The sequence below is a fragment of the Dinghuibacter silviterrae genome (assembly GCF_004366355.1).
Classification (GTDB): Bacteria; Bacteroidota; Bacteroidia; order Chitinophagales; family Chitinophagaceae; genus Dinghuibacter; species Dinghuibacter silviterrae.
In genome coordinates, this window is record NZ_SODV01000001.1 from 2,508,633 (window position 1) to 2,530,411 (window position 21,779).

The following is a 21,779-nucleotide window of genomic DNA, read 5'->3' on the forward strand; positions in this document are numbered from 1 at the left end:
TTATACAAGGAACAGCCTGGTCTCGTATTCCATGTGGACGACCCCGTTTTCGTTGTACTTCTGAAAGATTTCCCCAAGCTCTACGATCATCTCGTCGTACCCGGCCTGTCCTTCCTGGGGCATGTAGGACGAGGACAAGAGTTGCCCCTTGATCGCCTCGAAGTCCATGATCTGGTCATGCCGGAAGGACTTCTGACGAACTTCCGCGGGGGCGAAGAAGGCATTGATCTTCTCCTCGTTGGCATGGCTGGCATGGATGGCGTCGTAATTGTTGCCCCTGTTTCGCTTGAGGTCCTCGATGGCCCTCAGGAACGGGGTGTCGGTCAGGCGCACGTTCCAGACCAGCAGCACGTGTCCTCCCGGTTTGAGGATGCGGTCGAATTCCAGACGTGTCGGACCGGGGTCCATCCAGTGAAAGGCCTGGGCCGCCGTGATCAGGTCCACACTTTTGTCTTCCAGGCCGGTGGCTTCCGCCCGCCCGTCCCGGCTGGTAAAGTGGTGGAAGTGCGCCAGGTATTTGTCTCCTGCTTCACGCATGGCCTGGTTGGGCTCGACGCCGATGACCGTAAAGCCGTGCCGGAGCAGCAGGTCGGTAAAGATCCCGGTGCCGGAGCCGATGTCGGCGATGACGTTTTTTCGATTCAGATGGATGGTGTCACGCAGGAAAGCAATGATGGCCTGCGGGTAGGTGGGGCGGTACTTGACATAGTTATCGACCCTATCGGAGAACCGTTGCGTAGGGTTCAGTGAGGAGGTGTCCATAGTGGACCAAAGGTACTCTTTTCAGTTCATTTCATTCAGTTTCTCATGGGAGGGGACAGCAGAAGCGATAAAGCGCTAATTTCCCTGTAGCTACGCGCGTTATGGCTCAGTTGTTTCCGATCGCTATCCTCGAAAATTCTACCTATTCCTGGCTGCCGAAAGTGACGGTCAGGGGGCAGCTGTTGTATTCGCTGCTCCTGCTCGCGCTGGCGGCCGGTGTTGTTGCTACCTTCTACATAAAAGTGGATGTATCGCTGACGGCCCAGGGGCTTGTCCGGCCCGTCGCCGAAAAAACCGAAATCCGTAGCCCCCTGTCGGGTACCATCGCCGAGGTCCTGGCAACGGATGGCGCCACGGTCCATGAAGGCGCGCTGTTGCTCCGGCTGCGCCAGGAGGTGTCCGACAGCAAGCTGGCGGAGACCGACTACGACCTGGGAGAACACGAGAAATACATCCACGACCTGGAGCTGCTCGCTTCGGGCCGGACCGACGGTCTGCGCTCCGCGCAATACCAGGGGCAGTATGCGAAGTACCAGTCGCAACTGGCGGAGCAACGGACAACGATCGCCAAGCTGCGGACCGAGGTCGCCACGGACCGTACCCTTCTTTCCGAACACGTGATTGCGCCCAAAGAATACCAGGACAAGTCGTACGAATATGACAAGGCCCTGGCTGCTTATCAATCCGCCATGGCCCAGCAGCGGAGCGACTGGGCGGACCAGCTGGGGAAGTTACGCCTGGAGGCGGGCGGCTTGTCCGCCGACGCGAGTGCGCTCCGCCAGGAAAAAGAGGGCGCCCTGATCAAAGCTCCCGTTGGAGGCACCCTTCAGCAATTCGAAGGACGCCAGCCGGGCGGGTTTGTACAAGCCGGTGAGATCCTTGCGGTGATCTCCCCCGATTCCAATATTGTCGCCGAGTGTGCCGTGTCCCCCCGGGACGTCGGTTTTATCCGGCCGGGTATGGCCGTACGCTGCCAGGTGGATGCGTTTAACTATAACGAGTGGGGGGTTGTCGAAGGAAAGGTCGTCTCCGTCGGAAACGACTTCATCCTCCAGGACGGTCACCCGGTGTTCAAGGTACGATGCAGCTTCGCCAAAACTTACCTGGAGATGCGCAGCGGCCTCCGGGGCAACCTGAAGAAGGGGATGACGCTCCAGGCCCGCTTCCTGTTGACACGCCGGACCCTGTACCAACTGTTATACGATAGGACCAGCGACTGGTTAAAAACATAAAGGGTATGCGGTTATTTCGTTTGGGGACCATGCCGGCCAGGAGCCGGGTCAAACAGCGGGACGTCACCGACTGCGGGGCCGCCTGTCTGGTGTCCGTGGCGGCCTGGTACCACCTGTCGCTGCCGGTGGCCCGGGTACGGCAATACGCCTCTACGGACACCCGGGGCACCAACGTCCTGGGGCTTGTGGAGGGGGCCGAACGCCTGGGTTTCCAGGCCAAGGGGGTCAAGGGACCCTTCGAAGGGCTGCCCCGTATCCCGCTCCCGGCCATCGTCCATGTCGTGTTAAAAAACGGGCTGGCCCACTACTTCGTCCTTTATCGCGTCGGCCGGCGTTTTATCTGGGTGATGGACCCGGCCGACGGTCAATATCACCGGATGACGCACGAGGACTTCAAGGCCGTTTGGACGGGCGTGGCCCTTCTCCTGTTGCCCGGTGGGTCCTTCCAGCCGGGGAATGAAAAAGGGTCCCACCTGCGCCGCTTTTGGTACCTCCTGGCCCCCCATCGTTCGGTATGTCTCCAGGCATTGGTGGGCGCCATGGCCTATACGGTCCTGGGACTGTCCACGTCCGTCTATGTCCAGAAGATCGTGGACAACGTCCTGGTGGATGGAAACAAGGGCCTCCTGACCACCCTCAGCCTGGGCATGCTGGCTGTCCTCCTGCTCCAGGCTGTCATCGGCAACGTCAAAAGCGTCTTTGCGTTAAAGACCGGGCAACAGATCGACGCCCGGCTCATCCTGGGGTATTACAAACACGTCCTTAGCCTGCCCCAGCGTTTTTTCGACACCATGCGCGTGGGCGAGATCATCTCCCGGATCAACGACGCGGTGAAGATCCGGACGTTTATCAACGAGGTGGCCATCACGATGGTCGTCAATGTATTTGTGGTCTTTTTTTCCTTTACCCTCATGTTCCTGTACTATTGGAAGCTGGCGCTGATGATGCTCGTCCTGTTGCCGGTGTACGGGCTCGTGTACAAGGCCAGCGACCTGCTGAACAAAAAGCTGCAGCGCAGGTTGATGGAGAACAGCGCCGACCTCAGCAGCCACGTCGTCGAATCCCTGAACTCCGTGGCCACGATCAAGGCGTTCGGTCTGGAGGATTTTTCCAACGACCGGACGGAGACTCGTTTCGTCCGGCTGCTCAAAACCGTGTTTCAGGCCTCTATGGGCAATATGTATATCGGCACCGCCGCCACCTTTTTCACGGGGGCCTTTAGCATCGCCCTTTTGTGGACGGGCTCCCTGTTTGTCCTCGACCACGCCCTAAGCCCGGGCGAACTCCTGTCCTTTTACGCACTCCTGGGATATTTTACCGGGCCCGCCATGGGGCTCATCGGGGCCAACAACAGCATCCAGAACGCGCTGATCGCCGCCGACCGTCTTTTCGAGATCCTGGACGTGGAGCAGGAGACCCACGAAGCCGCCTGCGCCCTGACCCCCGATATGATCGGCGACATCACGTTCCGGGACGTCTCCTTCCGCTATGGCACGCGGACCGACGTATTCAGGAACTTCAACCTGTCGATCAAAAAAGGCGTCATCACAGCCGTTGTCGGCGAAAGCGGCTCGGGTAAGTCTACCCTGGCGGCCCTTTTACAAAACCTTTATCCCTTGCAGGCGGGGCACGTGCTCGTGGGCGATATGGATGTCCGTTATATCAGCCCTTCGTCCCTGCGCCGCCGGATCGGTGTGGTCCCCCAACAGATCGATCTTTTCGCGGGAACCATTCTGGAGAACATCGCGGTGGGGGAATTCGACCCCGACCTGAAAGAGGTCATGCGCATCACCCGTTTGCTCGGCATCACGGAGTTTATCGAAAAACTGCCCCTGGGCTTTCAGACGCCCCTGGGAGAACACGGCGTCAACCTGTCCGGCGGTCAACGCCAACGCCTGGCGATCGCCCGGGCGTTGTACCGTGACCCGGACATCCTCATCCTGGACGAGGCGACGTCGGCCCTGGACCCCATCAGCGACCAGTTGGTACAGGACGCCGTCCGCACCTTGCGTGCGGGGGGGAAGACCATCCTGGTGATCGCCCATCGTTTGAGTACGGTGATGCACGCCGACACCATCGTCGTCCTGCAGGAAGGCCGTTTGATCGGAGAAGGTACCCATGCAGAATTGCTGGAGACAAGCAAGGTCTACGCCCACCTCTGGAAACGCCACCAGGGCACCCACCTTCAAACCTGAATTTTTTTGACTATGCAGCATATGAACAAAAACACCGTTTGCACCAAATCGGTACTGGAAAGCATCCACAGCTTGCGCAGGAACCGTGAGTACTCTCAGGATTTTATGGCCTACAAACTGGGCATCTCCCAAAACGCGTTCTCCAAACTGGAGTCCGGCAAGACACCCCTGACGATGGAGCGGTTCTTCAAAATCGCGGAACTGCTCCAGGTGTCCCCCGTCGAGCTCCTGGAAGGAGAAGTACGCGTGACGGGTCTTGCCGCCGCCAGCGCTTAACCGCCGGAGCTATTCTATATAGCTGATCGGGTTTGTAGACCAGGTGTCCGGATGATAGTTTTGTCCCACACCTAATCTCTCATTTTATGCGTGAACTCTCTTACCTCGAACTTACCGCCATCAATGGCGGCTTAGGTCTCCCCAACCCCGGAGCGCTGTTGAGCGGACTGGAAACCGATCTTCAGAAAACCGCCACCGACGCGGTCAATGACACGATGACGACCGTCAACGACGCATTGACGAACCTCGGTCTCAGTGGCCTGGGTTTGGGTGGTCTTGGTCTTGGCGGGCTTTGATCACTGGTGCGCCGGTCTCTTGGGGCCGGCGCCCTTATGCCCCTTAACCCTACGGGCTCTTTTGTATAGCCCGCCGTTGTGGGTCGGCAAAAACATTCGGGATAATTTAGCTGAAAACTTATACGTTGTATGAAAACACTCTACATCGACAGCTTCGAAATGCTCTCCTCTGAGGAACTCATTGCCGTTCATGGCGGCGGCGGACTGCTCAGCAGCCTGAACCCGCTCATCAGCGGTTTGACGACCGACCTCGAAGTCGACCTGGCCGCCGTCAGCAAAACCGTCACCGACCTGACCACCAACCTGGATGCCGCAACGGGCGGTCTGGGTCTTGGTTCGCTGGGTCTCGGTTCCCTTGGCACCGGCAACCTCCTCGGCGGAGGCCTCCTCGGCGGAAGCGGCAACGGCCTGCTGGGTGGCGGTCTGAACCTCTAGCATAGGAACGCACACGCAATATGTAGGAACAAGCTGTGAATTTTCATTTGTCGAGCCCCGGAGTCCTCCGGGGCTTTTGGCGCCAGAGCCTAAGCGGGGAATTTAGGCTCTGGCGCCAAAAGCATTGTGCGTTGCGACAAAGGGGGGCTTTGCCCCCCTTTGTAATTCCCCCTTGGTACGCGCAATCGATTGCGCGTACTATTTGAAGAATTTGGGCATCTTGTTGCAATTTTTCGTCAACCACACACAATCCGCTAATGTTTGTTAAATTTAAAAGGAATCAAATCCGCGGCTATGGGAGACAAGGGCAAGCGTATCGTGATTGTTGAGGACGATTTTATCGTGGGGGAACAATTGCGGATCTTTTTCAGCAGGATGTACACGGTGCTGCTGGTGACTACGGTGAAGGAAGCGAGGCGCGTCCTGGAGGAAAAGACGCCGGACCTGGTGATCACAGACGTTCTGCTGCCCGGTGGACAAAGTGGCTTTGACGTCATCCGGTTTATGCGGCGGCACAGCAGGTACCTCCACGTACCGATCCTGGCCATGTCCGGTCTCCACGACGAGGAGAAGGCCATCAGCGCCCTCCGGTTCGGCGCCAACGACTTTCTTACAAAACCGGTACACCTGCGAACCCTGGAACTGAAGGTCGAGAACCTCCTGGCGCTGAGCAACCACATTTCCATCCAACAGGCCAATAAGTTTGCCTTTGACAAAAGGGCCGCGGGCATCGCGGGCAACAACTTCGACCTGAAGTTCCAGGAGCGGTTTGAACAGGTCGTCGAGGACATGGCCTATGACTCGGCGGTCAAGGTGGGGGACATCGCCGGCGTCCTGAATTGCAGCGTCTCCACCCTCGAACGCTGGTGCGACCGGACCTATTCGATGACGCCGATGAAATACATCCTGCACCTCCGGCTGCTGAAGGCGTCGGTCCTCCTGGAGCAGAACTACGGACGGGTAAAGGACATTGCTTATGAGACGGGTTTTAGTTCCCTTTCCTACTTCTCCAAATGTTATAAGGCCAGGTTCGGGCTGCCCCCCGGCCGGGTACCCCGTCCAGGTTAACTTTTTGCGTAAAAAGTACAACTCGCGGTCGGGGGAGGACCGTAGCTTGCGCCCGAATAAAGGGCGTTCTTGCTTACTGCCTATGGAGGATCTTGTAGAATTTCTAAAACGCGTGGGACCGGAATACTTCCTGGAACCGTTGCGTCCCCACATTCGAACGAAGCACCTGAAAAAGAGCGAATACCTGGCCCGCGCAGGGACGGTTTTTCGCGAGATGTACTTTGTAAAGAAAGGGGGCTGCGTGATGTATTACCTGGAAGGGGGAAAGGAAGTCGTCACGCAGTTTTTCTTTGAGGGAGAGCTCATGTGCGACCACTACAGCTTTTTGACGGGCCGTCCGTCAAACCAGTTCGTACGGATGCTGGAGGACACGACGGTCGAAAGCCTCGACGACGAAACGATCCGGCAACTGTATGATGAAATACCCGGCCTGGAGCGAATCAGCCGGTTGCTGACCGAACGCACCTGCGTCCGTTTGATGTTCACCCTTGCATCACACAAAAACGACAGTGCGGAGGTCCGTTACCGTAAGTTGCTGATACAACGTCCGCAGCTGTTTCAGCGGGTGCCCCAATACCTCATCGCATCCTACTTAGGCATCACGCCCGTTGGTCTCAGCAAGGTCCGGAAACGCTTGTCTGGAAACCCTAAGGGCGGGTCATTTATTAAACGTGTATAACGAATAGGTATCCGAAAAAAATTAGATTGCTATGTAGGGAGAGATGACCATTGTCAAGCTGACTACAAAAACCACCGACACCCAGGTCCTGCAGTTGCTCCGGAAAGTGGAGGTTTTGCTGCGGGGGCCCGCCATTCATGGTTTTGATGCCGAATGGAGACAACAATTCGAACACACGGCCCTGGAGGGCTTGTCGGATCCGGGTCTGAAAGTCGGCGACCTCTTGCCGAAATAGGGCTACTCTGGATATGTGGCCGGCGTTATTTTTGAAAAACACCTATGAAGTACGGGCAATTTTGGTATTTGGGTTTTTGAGCAAGAAAAAGGCCCCGGCGTCTGCTGGGGCCTTTGCGTTTAGTTCGCCTAGTTCGCCATTGGCGGCGTATAGAAGCGCCAATGCGTCTCGAAATCCTTGGCCGGCGCCTGGTTGGTGAGGATCGCGCGAACCATCTCGACGGGTAGGTTGTTCTCGTGGAGGACGGCGTCGTGGTATTGTTTAAAGGTCATTTTGCCGCTGTCGACGAGTTCGTGTTTGAGGGCCTCGAACTGAAGACCGCCGATCATATAGGCCACCTGGTAGAGCGGGCTGTACCCGCCGACAAAGGAGCGCCGGACCTCGCCCTCGGCATTGGCGCGCTCGTGACCCACGCGGTCGACGAGGAAGTCGATGCATTGTTGTGGCGTCCACTTACCGGTATGGTAGTTGAGGGAAAAAATTATCCGGGCGCAGCGGTGCATCCGCCAGAAAAGCATCCCGATGCGGTCTTCGGGGGAGCGGGGGAAGCCCTGGGCCCACAGCAGTCGTTCCCAATAGAGGGCCCAGCCTTCGGTCCAGAATGGCGTTTCGAAGTGCCGGTAGGTCTTATAGTGTTCGCAGCTGAATTGCTGGAGGTAGTGACCCGCGATGAGCTCATGGTGGACGGTGGCCCGGCTGAAATGGGGGTTGTTCCCGCGCATGCTCATCATCCGGTCGTCGTAGTTCATGGTGTTGGTAGGGTAGGAGATACTGAATTCTTCACCTCCGTAGAAAAAGGGATTGATCAGTTGTTGCCGCGGGCTCATCATGACCATCCGCCAGGTTTCGTCCGCCAAGGGCGGGATCGTGACGAGGTCCTTGTCTTTTAGAAAAGCAATGGATTCGTTATAGAGCTCCATCATCGCCCCGGGCTGGTCTCCGGGGGTGACATACGTATTTTTTACTTTTTCCAGGGCAGCCTTCCAGTTGTCGCCAAATCCCAGCTCCCTGGAGGCCTTGAGCATTTCCTTGTCGCACCAGGCGAATTCCTTGTTCGCGATGTCGATGAGCTCCTCGGGTGTATAGGGGATCATTTCATAACGGAGCTGGCGGACAATCTCGTCACGGCCGATGGGATTGCCCACGATGCCGCTCGAATCCTTTTGGAGGCTTTTGGCTTCCAGTTTGTGTCCGAAAGCGGTGGCATACACCTCCAGGCTGCTGTCCAGCGCCCGGTAGGGGAGGGGGACCCACCAGCTGAAGTCGGGGTCGTACCCGTTGTAGAATTTAAAAACGCTGCCCGCGGCATATTTCAGCCCCTCGATGATGCTTTGTGCGGAGCGGACATCGGCCACCCCGATGCCGGGGTCCGCGGCCAGCCTTGTTTCGAGGGTGTGGAGCTGGCGGGTGATCCGGTCGAAGTCGGCCGCCACCAGGCGGGCGTCCGGCTTTGCGCCCCTTCTCCTGGCCTTTTCCATGGCATACAAGGTGTCGGCAAAAGGGAACCAGGTGTCATGCAAACCGCGGTAGGCTCGCGCTTCCTCGTCGTAACGGTGGATTTCTTCGTTCAGGTCCCGGCGGAAAAGGATATAGTCCACCTTGCAACCGGTGGACAGGGCGTTATAATCCGTGGCTTCCAGTTTGCCGAGGTACGCTTTGCAGAGTTCCTGGTAGCGCTTGCCGCGTTCCGGGGACATCTCCACGAAATAGAACCGGTCCAGGGCGGCGTGGTCGGCCTGGAAGAGCTGGATGAGCTCCGGCATCTGGGTACAGGGGAGGTAAACATCCGCCTGGGCGCGACTAACGCCAGGCAGGAGCGCGGCAACGAGCACGGCCACGAACAATCGTATCATAAGAGAGGGTTTTACGAGAACCTGTCCGCGCGGAACGCGTCCACCGCCACTTCCGGCATCCGCCCTTCCGCCATGTCGGCAATCACCTTGCCGGTGGCGGGCCCCAGGCTGAGTCCCATCATGGAGTGCCCCCCGGCGACCAGGAGGTTGTCCGTTCCTTTGGCGGGGCCGATATAGGGCAATCCGTCCGGGGAGCAAGGACGGAAGCCATACCAGACGTCCTTTTCCGAAGGAACCTCCAGGCGGATGCCCGGGAAGTAGGTCGAGACGGAAGACACGATGGCCTCGACCCGGTTCATCCGGATTTTGTCATTGACCTTATCGATCTCCATGGTACCCCCATAGCGCATCTTGCCGGCCATGGGCGTGATGGCGACCCTGGCTTCGCAGAGGATCGCCGGGATGTTCAACAACGTGATGGGGTTGTCGAGGGTAAAGGAATAGCCTTTGCCCGGCATAAGGGGGATGGAAACCCCTGCCATGGCAGCGAGTCCCGGTAGCCAGGACCCCCCGGTGAGGACGAATTTGTCAGCGGTGTACCGGTCGCGGGTGGTTTGAACGGCCGCCACGCGGCTCCCCGAACGCTCGATACCCGTGACTGGGGCGTCCAATTCAAAAGTCACCCCCGCCCCGCGCAGCGCCCCGATCAACTGCGGCATGAGCCGGTTGGGATAAAGGTGGGCGTCGCAGCGGTAGTGCACGGCGCCTAAGATGTCCAAATCCAGACCGGGTTCCAGGGCCTGTACGGCGGCGGGTTCCAGGGCTTCGACGTCCAGGCCCATCCGGCGGGCCTGTATACCCAGGTGGATTTCTTCCTCGGCGACCCTGGGGGTTTTAAAGTACATGAGGATCCCCTTCTTTTCGAGCGCAAAGTCGAACCCCGGCTCCTGCGCCAGGGTTTCGTAGAGTTGTTTGCTATAGACGTTCAGGTCCCGGAGGTAAGGTCCGGAGCGCTCCACGTGTTCACGGGTGGCGCTCCGCATAAATTTCCAGCCCCAGGAAACCAGGGCCGGGTTCAAAGAAGGCTTTATGTAAAACGGGCTGCTGGAGTCAAACATCCATTTGATCCCCTGCATCACCATCCCGGGTGCGGCCAGGGGAACGAAATGGCTGGGGACGATCATGCCCAGGTTGCCGTAGGAACAATTGTCTTTCAGGTCGGACCGGTCCAGCACGGTCACGTCCCATCCTGCCTTGCGCAGGTACCAGGCCGAGCAAAGCCCGGTGATACCGCCGCCGATAACCACTGCCTTCATTGCTTATAGTACTTGGAACCCGTAGGCATAAGGATCGTCCTCCGGGTCTATGGTGATCGTATTGTATCCGTAAATCCTTGCCCAGCCTTCGATGCTGGGGATCATGGCGGGCCGTCCCCCGACCGTGGTCACGCCTTCTACTTTCCCCGTAAAACGCGAACCGATGATGCTTTCGTGGATAAAGGTATCTCCCTCTTTGAGTTTCCCCTTGGCGAACCACTGCGCCATGCGCGCGGAGGTGCCGGTGCCGCAGGGGCTCCGGTCGATGGCCTTGTCCCCGTAAAAGACCGCGTTGCGCGCGGTAGAGGTGGGGTCGAGCACATCGCCTGTCCAGAGGATATGCGAACAACCGCGGATGGTATCGTTATCGGGATGCACAAAAGTATGGGCGGCGTTGATCCGGTCGCGCATCACCTTCGACCAGGCGATGAGCTGACCGGCGCTATAGTCCTGCAGCCCTTTGAAGTTCTCCTGGGGGTCGACGATCGCGTAGAAATTCCCGCCATAGCTGACGTCCACGTGGAGCAGGCCCAGGTCGGGACATTCCACGGGGATACGTTCGGCCGCCAGAAAGGAGGCGACGTTTGTCAGCTTGACGCTCTTTACTTTTTTCCCTTCCTGTTTGTACTCGATCAACACAAGACCGGCCGGCGCTTCCATCCGGACCACACCCGGGATGCGGGGGACGATCAGTCCTTCCTCGATCGCGATCGTGATGGTCCCGATGGTCCCGTGTCCGCACATCGGCAGACAGCCGCTGGTTTCGATAAAAAGGACCGCCACGTCGTTGGCAGGGTCGTGGGGCGGGTAAAGAATGCTCCCGCTCATCATGTCGTGCCCCCTGGGCTCGAACATAAGCCCCTTGCGGATCCAGTCATACTCCTTTAGAAAGTGCTGGCGCTTCTCGCTCATGTTGCGGCCTTCCAGGACAGGGCCGCCCCCGGCCACCAGGCGCACCGGGTTACCGCACGTATGTGCGTCTACACAGAAAAACGTTTTCTTCATACTGTGGCGCTTTCGACTACATGGAGATAGTCGGGCAGAGCGGGCCTGTTGGCCAGCGCCTCATCAATAATAGCCAAAACTTCTTTCTTTTCCGCGCCTTCGGGTACCAAACGGGGCGCGCGGACGATTTCGGATCCGATCCCGGTCCGGGTGGCAGCCAGCTTGATGTATTGCACCAGCTTCGGGTGGATGTCGAGTTCCAGGACGGGCAGGAACCAGCGGTAGATCTCCACGGCCTCGGCGATACGGCCGGCCTTGACCAGGCGGTAGATCGCGACGGTTTCGCGGGGGAAGGCGTCCACCAGACCGGCCACCCATCCGTGGGCACCGAGGCAAAGGCTTTCCAGGGCGAGGGTATCCACGCCGCACAGGATCTTGAAGCGGTCGCCAAAGCGGTTGATCATCCGGGTAACGTTGGATACGTCCCTGGTGGATTCTTTGACCGCCTGGATGGAAGGGATCGCGCTCAGCTCCTCGAACATATCGAGGCTGACGAGGATCTTATAGTCAACGGGGTTGTTATAGATCATGATGGGCAGGTCGGTCGCCGCGGCCACCGCCTTGAAATATTCGAGGGTCTCCCGGTCGTCGGCCTTGTAGCGCATCGGGGGGAGCAGCATCAGCCCGTCGGCCCCGCCGGCGGCGGCGTCCAAGGCGACCTGGATGGCACCCTTGGTGGTTTGTTCGGCGATGTTGACGATAATGGGCAGGCGGCCTTCCAGGTAATCCTTGCTGTGGCGCAGGAGCTCGGCTTTCTCCTCGTTGGAAAGGCTGCTGGCCTCTCCCAGGGATCCCCCGAGGATGATTCCGTCGACACCGGCTTTTACCTGGGCTTCGAGGTTCTTTAAGAAAAGGGGAACATCAACTTGATCATTCTTGGTGAAGGGTGTAAGCATTGCAGGGTATACACCGGTCCATTTTACAATTGCCATTTCCTTGCGGGTTTAGTTTCTTGACAGTAGTATGAGGAAGCAAAATTAAGTTACGACGATTTGCCTTTGCATCCCACGATTAATAAGTTTTTTACCAATATTGACGGCGCTGAAAGCCACGCCGGATTTGGTTAATAATTGTTCCTTTTTAGACAATAGCTAATAAGTATACGTGACAGGGGTTCGGTAGGTTTGAGATTTGAGAAATACAAAATCTACGAGCGTATGAACTGCAACATGAGAAAGTCTGCAATGCTCCTTTTGTGCCTGTTGGGTAGCCTGCTATCCATGGCGCAAAACGGCGGGATCATCACGGGCAAGGTTACCGGCCCCGATGGTTCACCGATACCGGGAGCCACCGTCAAGGTAAAGGGCAAGAGCAAGGGAACGGTCACCATCGAAGACGGGACGTTCCAGCTTCGCGGCCTTGATAAAGCCACCCTTGTTATTTCCGCACTGGGTTACGGTACCCAGGAGGTGGAAGCCACCAATGGTGGCGTCGTTTCACTAACGCTTGCCAAGAACACCAAAAGCCTCGAAGAGGTGGTGGTGACCGCCATCGGCGTGAAAAAGGAGAAACGGGAACTGACATTCAGTTCGCAGGAGGTCAGCGGGGCGGATGTGACCCGTTCCAAGGAACCCAACATCCTGAACGGGTTGACGGGGAAGGTCTCCGGGGTTCAAATTACCAATGCTTCCGGTACACCAGGCGGGTCGGCCCGTATTGTGATCCGCGGGATCACTTCCATTCTGGGGAACGACCAGGCGCTGATTGTCCTGGACGGTACCCCTATCAACAACGACGAAACGGGTGGTGCGCCGGACGGTGGGGCCGGTACGAACCGTTTGTCAGACATCGACCCCAACATCATCGAAAGCATCAACGTCCTGAAAGGGGCCGCCGCCACGGCGTTGTATGGTTCCGCGGGCGCCCGGGGCGTGGTGCTGATCACCACCAAGCACGGCACCGGTAAACCGAAGCTCGATTTCACGAGCGAGGTATCGGCCGACTACGCGATTTTTCCAGAGCGCCAGTACAAGTATGCCCAGGGCGACCAGGGCGTATACTATGATGGGAACACGAGCAAGACCAGCAGCTCCTGGGGACCCGAAATGGATACCCTGACCGTAAACGGTCAAAAGGTAAAATCCTACAATCCCCTGAAACAATTCTTCCGCACGGGGATCACCACAAACAACTCACTACAGCTGACCGGCGGAACGCCCACGTCGAACTACCTGATGTCGTACTCTTATTTCGACCAGACGGGCACGGTACCAAAGGATGAGTACAAGCGCCACGCTTTTTTTGTCAAATACAGCAACGACATCCTGCCGAACCTGAAGTCGACGATCCAGTTGAACTATACGTATGGCGAGACGTATAAGTTGCCCGAGGGCTATGGGCTGACCAGTCCCATGGTCACGGTCATGACGTTGCCCGTGTCCTGGAACCCGTTGCCTTATGAGGACTCGACCGGCGCCCAGCGGCTCTACCGCTACAGCCGGAACAACCCCTACTGGATCGTGGACAACGTCCTCAATACCTCCGTGGTCAACCGGTTTATCCCGATGGCCACGTTTGTGTACACACCGTTTTCCTGGCTGACGGCTACCGAGCGCGTTACCGCCGATATCTATTCGGACCAGCAGGATTACCATGTCAACACCGGGGATATTGCCTACGGAACCGGTTACATCTACAACGGCCGGTTGTTCAACCGTCAGTACAACCATGACTTCATCCTGCAGGCCAAAAAGCAATTCGGGGACTTCAACACGAGCCTGCTGCTGGGCGACAATATCCAATCCGTCTACAACGCGGACTCTTATGCGAACGGGAAGTCGTTGTCGACACCTGGATTCTATAACATCAGCAACGCCTCTTCTGTCAACTACTATGACTATTATTCTCAAACCCGTAAGGTGGGCTATTATTCAGAGGCCGACGTGGATTGGAGAAATACCCTGGTACTGGCGCTTTCCGGACGGGTCGACGGCAGCTCGGTGTTGAAAAAGACCTATTTCCCCTATGGATCCGCGGCGCTTGGGTATATATTTTCCGAAAACCTGCCCCAGTCCTGGCGGAAGACCATCAACTTCGCAAAGGCCCGGGTGTCTTACGCCGTCGTAGGGAACGACAACGTCGGCGCCTATGCCAATACCACCGAGTGGTATCAGGCCAGCGTGGCCGGCTACCTGAACAGCCTTACTTTCCCCTACAATGGTTCCAACGGTTTCCAGATCAGCTCCACCCTGGGAAATCAGAACCTCAAGAACGAGCTCTTGAGCGAATTCGAAGCGGGGCTTGAAATGAAGTTGTTTGACAATCGCGTAGGACTGGAAGCGTCCTATTTCAACCGCAAGATGACCGATGGTTTGGTCAACGGCGCCCAGATTGCGTATTCTACGGGGTACACCGGCACTACCCTGAACTCTGCCACCATGACGACGAATGGCGTGGAAGCGTTGGTGAATGTAACCCCTGTCCGGACAAGGACCTTTAGCTGGGACATGACCCTCAACTGGTCGAAGATCAACAACAAGGTCACCGGGATTGTCCCGGGTACCAATATGACGGACGTTGGGTTTGTTTATGCCGTCGTCGGCCAGCCCTGGGGCGTGCTCTACGGCAGCACCTTCGACCGGACCGCTTCCGGCCAGCTCAAGATCAACGCCAGCGGGTTGCCTTACTCCACCACCACGGGTATCGTGGGCAATATCACCCCCAACTGGACGGGCGGCATCATGAACACCTTCCGGTACAAACAACTGGCGCTGACCGTCTTTATTGACATCAAGAAGGGTGGCCAGATCGAGAATACCAACGAGTACTATGACTACTATTACGGTATTGCCAAAGTAACCGAAAACCGCCAGGATAGGGTAGTTGCCGGGATCAGCGATGTAACAGGGAAAGCCAATACCGTATCTACGACCGCAGAATCCTATTATAGGGCACTCAGTTCCGTGACCGAGGCCCAGATCCAGAATGACTCCTATACCAAGCTGCGTAACGTCAGCCTGTCCTATGCCCTGAGGCCGGGTTCCCTGGCCAGGACGCCGTTCCGCGACGTCACCTTTACCCTGACCGGTAAGAACCTGATCATCTGGCACGGCAACTTTACCGGTGGCGATCCCGAGACCAACTCCTGGGGCTCCGGCAACGGCAGCATAGGCAACTATAGCTATTCGACCCCTTCCAGCCGCTCGGTGGATGTCACGCTCAAACTTGGCTTTTAATCAAAAATCGACGAACGATGAGAAAGATCACTTTTTATATTAGTGGCATCCTCCTTATTGCGGCCGCCAGCGGTTGTAAGAAATACCTGGATGTCAACCATAACCCCAGCGCTCAAAACTCCGTCCCCGAAGCGGATATACTGGCGCCTGTGGAGGCCTCCGTCTCCAGCCTTATTTACGGTGGCGGTTCCTCCATGCTGGTCAATGCCTGGGTCCAAAACGTTTCCCAGAACCAGGAGACACCCAATTCGGATACCTACCAGGTGCAAAACAACAGTTTCGACGGGTATTGGACGGACTACTATGTGACCACCATGAACAACGACTACCTGTTGATCAAAGAGGCTAACGGGAACGGGAACCATGAATATGCCGGCATCGGCCAGGTGCTGATGGCCTTTACGCTGGGGAACGCCACGGACCTGTGGGGGGACATACCGTATTCCCAGGCCTTCCAGGGAACGGTTGTTGCCACGCCCAAATACGACGCCCAGGACACTATCTATTTGGACCTCCAGGCGCTGTTGGATTCTGCCATCGTAAACCTGAGCAATGCCACGCCAGGACACGTACCCGGTGGTGACGACTTCTTTTACGGAGGGGATGAGGGCCATTGGATCAGGGCCGCCTACCTGCTCAAGGCAAGGTACTATATGCACCTGACCAAGGCGCCCGGCTATTCCGCGACGACCCAGGCCACCCTCGCGCTGGCTGCCTTGCAAAACGCCATGGCCTCCAACAGTGACGACATGAGCTTCCCCTATGCCGGCACGGCCACTGCACAGAACCCGCTGTATCAGAACTACGGTCCCATCTCTACGTCCACCTCGGTGCTTTGCGCCACCCTCGTGGACTCCCTGGTCGACCGGAACGATCCGCGCCTGGCCGCCCTGGTGGCCGGTGCCCCCGGCACAGGGCTGGACTCCGGTCGTACCGCCGGCGCCTCCGGTGTGTTGACGCTGGCCGACTTCTCGACCCCCGGCGCCTTTTATGGCAACGCGGGTTCGTCGACCTATGTGTTGAACTATACCGAGGCCCTTTTCCTCAAAGCCGAAGCCGAGCTGATCATTTCCGGGGTAGGCGCCGCCCAGCAATATTACCGCCAGGGCATCACCACCCACATGATCAAAGTAGGGCTGGACACCACCTCTGCCTCCTGCAAGGCCTACCTGGCCGCCCGGGGGACATTGCCCGCGTCCAACCCCTATCAGTTCCTGATGACCGAAAAGGACATCGCGAACTATATGTCAAACGAGAACTGGGTGGACTGGCGCAGAACGGGTTACCCCAGCCTGACCATCATCCCGGGGGCCGTGACCAGCACCATCCCCCGCCGGTATCTTTATCCGCTCGACGAACTCACGAGCAACCCGCAACCCCAGCAGTCGGCGCTGATCACCGACAGGGTCTGGTGGGATGCGCAATAAAATCTTCCGAAGGGGCAGTGAAAACTGCCCCTTATTTTTGTCCCATGCTTGTCCTGCTCTTACTCTTGTTAGCCCATCCCCTTCGGGCGCAAACCACGGCCGGCGATTCCACATCGCGCCCTTGGAACGGTAAATCCTGCGCGGTCGTCCTGACGTACGACGACGCCATCGATGCAGACCTCGACAACATTATCCCGGCCCTGGATTCCCTTGGGCTCAGAGGGACATTCTATATCATCGGTTCGGCGCCTGCTGTTTCCAGGCGCATGTCCGAGTGGAGGGCCGCCGCGGCCCGCGGACACGAGCTGGGGAACCACGCCCTGTTCCATCCCTGCGACGGCAGCCTGCCCGGCCGTTCCTGGATCACCCCCGACATCGACCTCAGCAAGTACACCGTCACCCGTGCGGTGGCCGAGATCCGGGTCAACAACACCCTGCTCAAGGCCATTGATGGGAAGGACCGGCGGACCTTTGCCTATCCTTGCGGGGACCTGACCATCGGCGGCGTGCGTTTTTACGACGGGTTGCGGGGCGATTTCGCCGGCGCCCGGGGGGTGACCGGGATACTCCGGACTCCCGACAAAGTCGACCTCGACAACATACCCGCCTTTGCCATCGAGGATCGCCCGGCCTCCTACATGATCGACCTGGTTCGCCAGGCGATGGAGACGCATACGCTGCTGGTTTTTCTTTTCCATGGGGTAGGGGGCGGACATGCCATCAACGAGGGGCGCGCGGAGCACCTCGAACTGCTGCGCTTTCTCAAGGCACACGAAGACCAGGTGTGGGTGGCGCCCATGGTGGAGGTGGCGGATTGGATAAGGTCTATCTCTTCCCCTTAAGCTCCCTCACCACCTTCCGGTGCAACTCACTGGAATCAACCCCCAGCAGGGTTGCCAATCGTTGAAGATCTGCCAGTGTGAGCCGGGACGGGTCCAGCAATCTTTTTGATAACGTATTGTAATTCATCCTCATGTCATGCGTAAGTTGGGTAATCGGCACCACGCGGGGGATGTCACGGACGAATTCGACGGTGCCATTTTCCATGGCCGTTTTGAGGAGGGAGTAATAGTTCGGCTTTTTCAAAGTGTTTAATTTTTAATTTAGAACATTCCAAATCTATAAATAAAACACTTCTGAAATGATATAAACCATCACAAGAAATAAAAAATTATTCGACAAAAATACCTTTCTGAGCGTTTTCGTCGGATAAGTTATTGATAATTAGGTCTCTATGTTCTGATTGTACTCCTTGCTGTATTGGCGGGGGGATTTTCCGGTAATCTTCTTAAAAACCCGGTTAAAGGTGACGGCGTTGCTAAACCCGGTTTGGTAGGCGACGGAGGAGACACTTTCGTAATCCCGGGCCATGAGTTTTTTGCAGGCTTCGCTGACCCGGACCTCGTTGAGGAAGTTGACGTAGGTCTTCAGGGTGTGTTTTTTGAAGTACCGGCAAAAGGCCTGGGGCGTCAGGTGGGCGACGTCGGCAATCCGCTTCAGCGTAATGTTGTCCGTGTAATTGGACATGGTGTATTGGTAAATATCGTTCATCCTCAACCCTTCGGAATCTGAAATGGAGTGTTCCGCGAGTTCGGTGCTCAGGGTTTTCCACTTTTTGAGGCTGGCCATGAGCTGGAGGGTTTCGATAAAGGCGGAGAGCCTTTGGGCCCCGGTTTTGTTGCTGACTTCCTCGATCTGGGCGTTGAGGATGTCCTGGTGCAGGTAATGGGCCTGGAGACCGTAATAGGTCGTTTCCACGAACTTGGTGATGGTTTTCATTTCGGGCAGCTCCAGGAGGGATTTAAAGAACCCCTTGGGGTTAAAAAAGATCGTAACGGCGTGGATTTCTTTTTTCTTTCTTTTGTCGAAATAGCTCGGGTCGCTTTTAAAAACGTGGGGTTGGTTGGCGCCAAGGATATAAATATCCCCGGGTTTGAAAGGCTGCATATAGTTACCCGCGATGAGCGTTCCTTCACCTTTTATGATCCAGGTGATCTGGGTCTCGTTGTGGCGGTGTAAATGCTCGTAAAACCACGGCAGGACGTCTTCCTGGACAATCACCGAGTATTCCCCTGCGACAGGTATCGTGAATTGAACAACTTTCATTTTACCAATATTATCAAAAATATTTGATAACCAGTTCCGGTGAGTTAATATTGGTAAAGAATTGGCTAACCTTCGTGTCTGCTGCCTTCCGCCACACGGAAAATATGCAGGATTTGAGGGAAAAGGGCGTGCATCGTTTCTTCTGCCCCCTTGGTCGAACCGGGCAGGGTCAGCACCAGGGTCTTCCCGATAAAACCCGCTACGCCCCTGGACAGCATGGCGTAAGGGGTCCTTTCCTGGCCAAAAACACGGGCCGCTTCCATGATACCCGGCACAGGGCGGTCCAGCAGGGGCGCAATAGCCTCGGGTGTTACATCCCTGGGGGAAAGGCCGGTTCCGCCGGTGAAAAGAACGAGGTCGTAACCGTCCTCTTTTAGCGTTTTCGCCTTTGCCCGTATGTCTGCCGCCTCGTCGGGGAGGATGGCATAATGCCCGACACTTAGCCCCTGGGCCTGGAGGGCCTTGATGATGGCCTTACCGGCACTGTCGGTTTTTGTCCCTTTTGCGACGCTATCGGAGCAAACCACCACCGCGCAGCGCAGGCCGGCCGACGGCCGGTCCCCAAAGTCGGACTTGCCGCCCTTTTTGGATTCCAGGCGGATGTCCGAAATGCCAATCCCCTTGTCAAGCGGTTTGAGCATGTCGTACATGGTCAGGGCGGTGATGGCCGCCCCATGCATGGCCTCTACCTCGACACCGGTCCGGTATACGGTATGGACTTCTACCCGGACGTGGATGTGTAAGCCCTCGATCCGGTGGGTGATGGCGGCGTATTCCACGGGCAGGGGATGACAGTCGGGGATGACGTCGCTGGTGCGTTTGATCGCCAGCAACCCCGCGGCCCTGGAAAACTCAAATACGTCCCCCTTCGGCACGCGCCGCTCCTCGACGGCCGCAATGGTGTCCGGACTGGATACGGTAAGCGTGGCCAACGCAATGGCCTTGCGCAGGGAGCTGACTTTTTGGGTGATGTCGTTCATTGCGATTGGTTTTCTTTCCAGCGGCTGCCGTCGTTATCGAATCTTTCCTTCCCCCAGATAGGGAGCTCGTGTTTGATGGCTTCCACCACTTCGTTGCACGCGTCGATGGCCGCCCTCCGGTGGGGAGAGGACGTAAACACAAAAAGCGAAATCTCCCCCGTCTTTACCTCTCCCAGGCTATGGTGAACGTGCATACACGTCAGCGGATAACGCGCGAAAATGCCTTCCCGGATCTCGTGCATTTTTTCCAGGGCCATGGCCTCATACGCCGTATACTCTATGGCGACCACACCGTCGTCGGCCCGGACCTGTCCCAGGAAAATGCTGTGCGCCCCGATGACGGTCTGGCTGCTGTGTTTGGCGATGCTGTCCGCAACAAAGGAGGGGGCAATGGGTCCGTTGGTAAAGATGTTCTTCATCTTGTCGTGTTTTGGTGGTTCATCCAGCCGAGGATGCCGCCCTCCAACTGGAAGACGGTATTCTCTTTGGCCAAAAGGGTCGCGGCCTCGCGGCTGCGCAAACCGGACTGGCAAAATACGACAATGGTGCGACCGGTATATATGCCCGGGGAATTCCTCAATTGACTAAGCGGGTATTGTTCGTGAGGAAAAGTATGGACCGGCGGTTGTTCTCCCCATTCGCGCACGTCGAGGACCAGGACGTCCGCGCTGGCGCGGAGCGCGTCAAAGGTGGCGTTGTCCACGGTGGTATACGTTGTCGCGTTTTTTATCGCGCCGCACCCGTCGGGGTAGGGCCAGGTTTCAAATGCTTCGCGGGTTTGGGGGCCTCTTTCTTCGGTTTTTGTGATGCCGACTTCGTAGAACGCCTGGTCCAGCGCCCGGTAGGTCAATAACCGGCCGTCGAGGGGTCGCCCCAGACCCGTGATAAGTTTTATTGCTTCCAGGGCTTGGAGGTTGCCGATAATGCCCGCGACGACGCCCAGCACGCCGGCTTCTTCGCAGGAGGGGACTTCGCCGGGGGCAGGGGGGTGGGGGAAGAGGTCGCGGTAGTCGGCGCCGCCCGGACGCGTGATTTGCGCGCCGGGTGTTCGCGCGGCGGACCCATTTTGCCCGTCGGGCCCATTTTTCGGGCCGCTCCAGTGAAACACGGCCACCTGCCCCTCAAAGCGCGACACACTCCCGTACACCAGCGGCCGCCCGAGTAAGGCGCAGGCGTCGTTGACCAGGTACCGTGTCCCGAAATTGTCGGAAGCATCCAGCACAAGGTCATAGCGCTGCAGCATTTCGAGCGCGTTTGCGGTGGTCAGCCGCACTGCATGGGTATCGATGCGCACCTCCGGATTGAGCCGGTGAAGGGCCGCCGCAGCCGTCAGGGCTTTTGGCGCACCCACGTCCGCTTCCGTGTAGAGAATCTGCCGGTGCAGGTCCGTCATCGCCACCCGGTCATCATCCACGATACCCAGGGTGCCCACCCCGGCCGCCGCCAAATATTGAAGGGCGGGACAACCCAACCCACCCGCGCCGATCACGACCACGCGGGCACGGCCAACGGCCGCCTGTGTGTCGGGTCCCCAGCCGGGGAGCAGGAGTTGTCGTTGATAACGGCTCATATTAACCTCCGGAAAAGGGCGGCAAAAGCGCCACCACCGATGAAGAATGGAGCGGGGTATTGGCCCTGACCGTCTTTTGATCGACCGCGATGACGTAGGTCAGACCTGCCAGGCCCGGGTAGCGACTTTTAAGGACGGTGTCCAGGGTATCCGTATCCGGCGCCTCCGCCGTGAGGGTGGGGCTTCCGCAAAGTTCCGCGATCTGTCCAAAGACGAGTACTGTCATGGC

22 protein-coding genes are annotated in these 21,779 nt (G+C 57.6%); 11 read left to right on the plus strand and 11 right to left on the minus strand.

What is annotated here, in order from left to right:
* On the minus strand, window positions 1-762 hold the full coding sequence (locus EDB95_RS11080) for a class I SAM-dependent methyltransferase (protein ID WP_133993566.1): 762 nt from the start codon (window positions 760-762) through the stop codon (window positions 1-3).
* A gap of 101 nt (window positions 763-863) precedes the next feature.
* Here EDB95_RS11080 and EDB95_RS11085 point away from each other — a divergent pair, with 101 nt between their 5' ends.
* The 8 genes from EDB95_RS11085 to EDB95_RS11120 all read left to right on the plus strand — a co-directional run bounded on the left by EDB95_RS11085 (window position 864) and on the right by EDB95_RS11120 (window position 7,178).
* The gene (locus tag EDB95_RS11085; RefSeq protein WP_133993567.1) at window positions 864-1,994 is read left to right on the plus strand and encodes an HlyD family secretion protein; all 1,131 of its coding nucleotides are present in this window, start codon (window positions 864-866) and stop codon (window positions 1,992-1,994) included.
* 5 nt (window positions 1,995-1,999) lie between these two features.
* Window positions 2,000-4,189, plus strand: coding sequence for a peptidase domain-containing ABC transporter (locus EDB95_RS11090; protein ID WP_211352079.1), 2,190 nt, complete (start codon window positions 2,000-2,002; stop codon window positions 4,187-4,189).
* A gap of 12 nt (window positions 4,190-4,201) precedes the next feature.
* Window positions 4,202-4,465, plus strand: coding sequence for a helix-turn-helix domain-containing protein (locus EDB95_RS11095; protein WP_211352080.1), 264 nt, complete (start codon window positions 4,202-4,204; stop codon window positions 4,463-4,465).
* 86 nt (window positions 4,466-4,551) lie between these two features.
* On the plus strand, window positions 4,552-4,761 hold the full coding sequence (locus tag EDB95_RS11100) for a hypothetical protein (RefSeq protein ID WP_133993569.1): 210 nt from the start codon (window positions 4,552-4,554) through the stop codon (window positions 4,759-4,761).
* A gap of 129 nt (window positions 4,762-4,890) precedes the next feature.
* Window positions 4,891-5,196 (plus strand): hypothetical protein, encoded by a 306-nt coding sequence (locus EDB95_RS11105; RefSeq protein ID WP_133993571.1) that lies wholly within the window; start codon window positions 4,891-4,893, stop codon window positions 5,194-5,196.
* A 294-nt stretch (window positions 5,197-5,490) separates the two neighbouring features.
* Window positions 5,491-6,264 carry a response regulator transcription factor gene (locus EDB95_RS11110; RefSeq protein WP_133993573.1) on the plus strand — a complete coding sequence of 258 codons (774 nt, stop codon included), beginning with the start codon at window positions 5,491-5,493 and terminating at the stop codon, window positions 6,262-6,264.
* Window positions 6,265-6,346: 82 nt separating this feature from the next.
* Complete coding sequence (locus EDB95_RS11115; protein WP_162852554.1) at window positions 6,347-6,943, plus strand: Crp/Fnr family transcriptional regulator; 597 nt, start codon at window positions 6,347-6,349, stop codon at window positions 6,941-6,943.
* A 43-nt stretch (window positions 6,944-6,986) separates the two neighbouring features.
* A complete protein-coding gene (locus EDB95_RS11120; protein WP_133993577.1) occupies window positions 6,987-7,178 on the plus strand; it encodes a hypothetical protein in 192 nt (63 codons plus the stop codon).
* A 128-nt stretch (window positions 7,179-7,306) separates the two neighbouring features.
* On the opposite strand, the gene EDB95_RS11125 is transcribed toward EDB95_RS11120, so the two are convergent.
* The 4 genes from EDB95_RS11125 to EDB95_RS11140 are packed head-to-tail and all read right to left on the minus strand — an operon-like array spanning window position 7,307 to window position 12,224.
* A complete protein-coding gene (locus EDB95_RS11125) occupies window positions 7,307-9,031 on the minus strand; it encodes a DUF885 family protein (protein ID WP_133993579.1) in 1,725 nt (574 codons plus the stop codon).
* Window positions 9,032-9,042: 11 nt separating this feature from the next.
* Window positions 9,043-10,287, minus strand: coding sequence for an NAD(P)/FAD-dependent oxidoreductase (locus tag EDB95_RS11130; RefSeq protein WP_133993581.1), 1,245 nt, complete (start codon window positions 10,285-10,287; stop codon window positions 9,043-9,045).
* A gap of 3 nt (window positions 10,288-10,290) precedes the next feature.
* On the minus strand, window positions 10,291-11,292 hold the full coding sequence (locus EDB95_RS11135) for a 4-hydroxyproline epimerase (protein WP_133993583.1): 1,002 nt from the start codon (window positions 11,290-11,292) through the stop codon (window positions 10,291-10,293).
* A complete protein-coding gene (locus EDB95_RS11140) occupies window positions 11,289-12,224 on the minus strand; it encodes a dihydrodipicolinate synthase family protein (protein WP_133993585.1) in 936 nt (311 codons plus the stop codon). Before EDB95_RS11140 ends, EDB95_RS11135 begins: the two co-directional genes overlap by 4 nt.
* A 237-nt stretch (window positions 12,225-12,461) precedes the next feature.
* Between EDB95_RS11140 and EDB95_RS11145 the strand changes: the two genes are divergently transcribed.
* The 3 genes from EDB95_RS11145 to EDB95_RS11155 are packed head-to-tail and all read left to right on the plus strand — an operon-like array spanning window position 12,462 to window position 17,736.
* Complete coding sequence (locus EDB95_RS11145) at window positions 12,462-15,467, plus strand: SusC/RagA family TonB-linked outer membrane protein (protein WP_133993587.1); 3,006 nt, start codon at window positions 12,462-12,464, stop codon at window positions 15,465-15,467.
* Window positions 15,468-15,484: 17 nt separating this feature from the next.
* Window positions 15,485-16,894 carry a SusD/RagB family nutrient-binding outer membrane lipoprotein gene (locus EDB95_RS11150; protein ID WP_133993589.1) on the plus strand — a complete coding sequence of 470 codons (1,410 nt, stop codon included), beginning with the start codon at window positions 15,485-15,487 and terminating at the stop codon, window positions 16,892-16,894.
* Window positions 16,895-16,938: 44 nt separating this feature from the next.
* Window positions 16,939-17,736 (plus strand): polysaccharide deacetylase family protein, encoded by a 798-nt coding sequence (locus EDB95_RS11155; RefSeq protein WP_133993591.1) that lies wholly within the window; start codon window positions 16,939-16,941, stop codon window positions 17,734-17,736.
* Here EDB95_RS11155 and EDB95_RS11160 read toward each other — a convergent pair.
* From EDB95_RS11160 to EDB95_RS11185, 6 genes are all read right to left on the minus strand, one after another.
* A complete protein-coding gene (locus EDB95_RS11160; protein ID WP_133993594.1) occupies window positions 17,720-17,980 on the minus strand; it encodes a hypothetical protein in 261 nt (86 codons plus the stop codon). The two genes, EDB95_RS11155 and EDB95_RS11160, sit on opposite strands and share 17 nt — an antisense overlap.
* Window positions 17,981-18,118: 138 nt before the next feature.
* Entirely contained in the window at window positions 18,119-19,000 is an 882-nt protein-coding gene (locus EDB95_RS11165; protein ID WP_133993596.1) for an AraC family transcriptional regulator, read from the minus strand.
* A 65-nt stretch (window positions 19,001-19,065) separates the two neighbouring features.
* Window positions 19,066-19,980 (minus strand): bifunctional molybdenum cofactor biosynthesis protein MoaC/MoaB, encoded by a 915-nt coding sequence (gene moaCB, locus EDB95_RS11170; RefSeq protein WP_133993598.1) that lies wholly within the window; start codon window positions 19,978-19,980, stop codon window positions 19,066-19,068.
* Window positions 19,977-20,399, minus strand: coding sequence for a molybdenum cofactor biosynthesis protein MoaE (locus tag EDB95_RS11175; RefSeq protein ID WP_133993600.1), 423 nt, complete (start codon window positions 20,397-20,399; stop codon window positions 19,977-19,979). The genes moaCB and EDB95_RS11175 overlap by 4 nt, the downstream gene beginning before the upstream one ends.
* The gene (locus EDB95_RS11180; protein ID WP_133993602.1) at window positions 20,396-21,550 is read right to left on the minus strand and encodes a HesA/MoeB/ThiF family protein; all 1,155 of its coding nucleotides are present in this window, start codon (window positions 21,548-21,550) and stop codon (window positions 20,396-20,398) included. Before EDB95_RS11180 ends, EDB95_RS11175 begins: the two co-directional genes overlap by 4 nt.
* 1 nt (window position 21,551) lies before the next feature.
* Window positions 21,552-21,776, minus strand: a complete 225-nt coding sequence (locus tag EDB95_RS11185; RefSeq protein WP_133993603.1) for a MoaD/ThiS family protein — start codon at window positions 21,774-21,776, stop codon at window positions 21,552-21,554.
* Window positions 21,777-21,779: the final 3 nt, after the last annotated feature.

Excerpts from the sequence above, each read along its gene's own strand:
- EDB95_RS11095 (WP_211352080.1), top strand. The coding sequence starts at position 4,202 with ATGCAGCATATGAACAAAAACACCGTTTGCACCAAATCGGTACTGGAA.
- EDB95_RS11115 (WP_162852554.1), top strand. The coding sequence starts at position 6,347 with ATGGAGGATCTTGTAGAATTTCTAAAACGCGTGGGACCGGAATACTTC.
- EDB95_RS11090 (WP_211352079.1), top strand. The coding sequence starts at position 2,000 with ATGCGGTTATTTCGTTTGGGGACCATGCCGGCCAGGAGCCGGGTCAAA.
- moaCB (WP_133993598.1), bottom strand. The coding sequence starts at position 19,980 with ATGAACGACATCACCCAAAAAGTCAGCTCCCTGCGCAAGGCCATTGCG.
- EDB95_RS11150 (WP_133993589.1), top strand. The coding sequence starts at position 15,485 with ATGAGAAAGATCACTTTTTATATTAGTGGCATCCTCCTTATTGCGGCC.
- EDB95_RS11105 (WP_133993571.1), top strand. The coding sequence starts at position 4,891 with ATGAAAACACTCTACATCGACAGCTTCGAAATGCTCTCCTCTGAGGAA.
- EDB95_RS11120 (WP_133993577.1), top strand. The coding sequence starts at position 6,987 with ATGACCATTGTCAAGCTGACTACAAAAACCACCGACACCCAGGTCCTG.
- EDB95_RS11125 (WP_133993579.1), bottom strand. The coding sequence starts at position 9,031 with ATGATACGATTGTTCGTGGCCGTGCTCGTTGCCGCGCTCCTGCCTGGC.
- EDB95_RS11140 (WP_133993585.1), bottom strand. The coding sequence starts at position 12,224 with ATGGCAATTGTAAAATGGACCGGTGTATACCCTGCAATGCTTACACCC.
- EDB95_RS11145 (WP_133993587.1), top strand. The coding sequence starts at position 12,462 with ATGAGAAAGTCTGCAATGCTCCTTTTGTGCCTGTTGGGTAGCCTGCTA.
- EDB95_RS11155 (WP_133993591.1), top strand. The coding sequence starts at position 16,939 with ATGCTTGTCCTGCTCTTACTCTTGTTAGCCCATCCCCTTCGGGCGCAA.
- EDB95_RS11100 (WP_133993569.1), top strand. The coding sequence starts at position 4,552 with ATGCGTGAACTCTCTTACCTCGAACTTACCGCCATCAATGGCGGCTTA.
- EDB95_RS11080 (WP_133993566.1), bottom strand. The coding sequence starts at position 762 with ATGGACACCTCCTCACTGAACCCTACGCAACGGTTCTCCGATAGGGTC.
- EDB95_RS11180 (WP_133993602.1), bottom strand. The coding sequence starts at position 21,550 with ATGAGCCGTTATCAACGACAACTCCTGCTCCCCGGCTGGGGACCCGAC.
- EDB95_RS11165 (WP_133993596.1), bottom strand. The coding sequence starts at position 19,000 with ATGAAAGTTGTTCAATTCACGATACCTGTCGCAGGGGAATACTCGGTG.
- EDB95_RS11185 (WP_133993603.1), bottom strand. The coding sequence starts at position 21,776 with ATGACAGTACTCGTCTTTGGACAGATCGCGGAACTTTGCGGAAGCCCC.
- EDB95_RS11135 (WP_133993583.1), bottom strand. The coding sequence starts at position 11,292 with ATGAAGAAAACGTTTTTCTGTGTAGACGCACATACGTGCGGTAACCCG.
- EDB95_RS11175 (WP_133993600.1), bottom strand. The coding sequence starts at position 20,399 with ATGAAGAACATCTTTACCAACGGACCCATTGCCCCCTCCTTTGTTGCG.
- EDB95_RS11110 (WP_133993573.1), top strand. The coding sequence starts at position 5,491 with ATGGGAGACAAGGGCAAGCGTATCGTGATTGTTGAGGACGATTTTATC.
- EDB95_RS11130 (WP_133993581.1), bottom strand. The coding sequence starts at position 10,287 with ATGAAGGCAGTGGTTATCGGCGGCGGTATCACCGGGCTTTGCTCGGCC.
- EDB95_RS11085 (WP_133993567.1), top strand. The coding sequence starts at position 864 with ATGGCTCAGTTGTTTCCGATCGCTATCCTCGAAAATTCTACCTATTCC.